The sequence below is a fragment of the Aliterella sp. E5.1 genome (assembly GCF_057473825.1).
Genome location: NZ_JBYCCV010000362.1, coordinates 1 through 1,560, shown reverse-complemented (window position 1 = coordinate 1,560; position 1,560 = coordinate 1). Strand labels below are relative to the sequence as shown.

Below are 1,560 nucleotides of genomic sequence, written 5' to 3'. Positions count from 1 at the left end.
AAGAAAAGTTACCCTTGTACTTGAGCTTTTTCGAGTTCGTCCACAATGCCAAAAAGCGAGGGAAAGCCTTGCTGAGTGCTTTGTTGGAGACCCTTCTTACTTAGCTCCCTGAAACACCTATTGAGCCTTCATTTTTATTGTTCTCCCTATATTTAATCAGAAATTGAAAAGAACTTTCAACCCCTCTTTAAGCGATGCAGGTTTTCGCCCAAGAAGATTCTCCAGATCGGGGCTTACTTCTTCTTCCTGCCCGTTTTTAATGTCGGTTAGAAAACCTGCGATTCTCTCAATCATAGTTCCGGGGACACCGCGTTCTTTCATTTGCGCCTCAAAGGCTGATTTCTCAATCGGCGTATAACCTACCTCTTTGCCTGACAAGTCGGAAAGGGTAGCAGCAACATCGTCAAAGGAATAGGACTCATTTCCTGTGAGTTTGTAGATTCGGTTACTGGAAACGCTCTTTAACAGTGCATTGGCGATCGCTTCGCCCATTTCGCTTCTCAGGGCAAAGGGGACGAGTCCCCGACCAGTCGGTAAGTTGATACCCGTATCAAAAACTCTTTCCCCTACAAACTGCCTAATGGTGTCCATATACAAGACATTGCGAAATATGACATAGTTCAATCCACACTCCTTGATATAATCTTCCGTCTGAAAATGACCCTCCATCAACTTGTTTGCCAAAGTGTTTCTGTCTTTCAACGTTCGACTGGTGTAGGCGACACATTGAACCCCTGCTTTTTTTGCGGCATCCACGACATTTTGGTGTTGCCGAAGGCGGTTAACTTCATCCGTTCCGGCGATCAGTAAGACTTTTTCAATGCCCTGCATGGCTTTGTCAAGTGAAGCAGTATCATCGTAGTTGCCTACACGGATATCTACCCCTTTTTCTCTCCAGGCAGAGGCTTTACTTTCATCACGCACAAATGCAGCGAATTGGTTGGCGGATGTTTTTTCCATCAGATTTTTGACTACTGCTATACCCAACTGTCCGGTGGCTCCTGTTACCAAGATCATGGTTTTATCCTTTTTTGTTTGAATTTTGCTTTCACGTCTTCACTACGATCACCGTTAGTATTTGTTAAGCGAAACATCTACTCTTTTTCAGGTTGCTGTGTATCCACCGTCAATCACGATAGGCTGACCTGTAATGTAGCTTGCAGCATCAGAACATAAAAACACAACGGTTGCCGCGATTTCTTCAGCTTGACCCAGCCGCCCCATTGGGACAATCGATGCCATCTGCTCTGGATTACCATCAGCGAGGCGATTCATCATATCTGTGGCAATCAATCCAGGATTCACCGCATTAATCCGAATGCCTTGCTTGGCATAGTCAAGGGCAGCAGAACGAGTCAATCCCATTACGGCATGTTTACTAGCGATATAGGGACTTACCCCAGGAAATGCAATGAGTCCGCCCATTGAAGAATTGTTGACAATCACTCCTGCTCCTTGAGTGAGCATCTGTTGAATTTCGTATTTCATGCACAGAAACAGTCCCCTGACATTAATCGCCATCAGTTTGTCGAAGTCTTCAACCGATTGCTCATGGAGCGG

At 45.3% G+C, this 1,560-nt stretch carries 2 protein-coding genes and 1 pseudogene; 1 reads left to right on the top strand and 2 read right to left on the bottom strand.

The window, feature by feature from the left end; translation table 11 throughout:
- Positions 1 to 104 (top strand): annotated as a pseudogene (locus AC2VE5_RS27285) (IS1595 family transposase); the annotation flags it as partial.
- Positions 105 to 156: 52 nt separating this feature from the next.
- Here AC2VE5_RS27285 and AC2VE5_RS27280 read toward each other — a convergent pair.
- Together AC2VE5_RS27280 and AC2VE5_RS27275 are read right to left on the bottom strand one after the other, a co-directional pair.
- Positions 157 to 1,017 (bottom strand): SDR family oxidoreductase, encoded by an 861-nt coding sequence (locus AC2VE5_RS27280; RefSeq protein WP_486890665.1) that lies wholly within the window; start codon positions 1,015 to 1,017, stop codon positions 157 to 159.
- An 87-nt stretch (positions 1,018 to 1,104) separates the two neighbouring features.
- The coding region (locus AC2VE5_RS27275) for an SDR family oxidoreductase (RefSeq protein WP_486890664.1) at positions 1,105 to 1,560 on the bottom strand (456 nt) is incomplete at its 5' end.

What these genes read in the sequence shown, in the direction of transcription:
- AC2VE5_RS27280 (WP_486890665.1), bottom strand. Translation starts at nt 1,017, where the DNA reads ATGATCTTGGTAACAGGAGCCACCGGACAGTTGGGTATAGCAGTAGTC.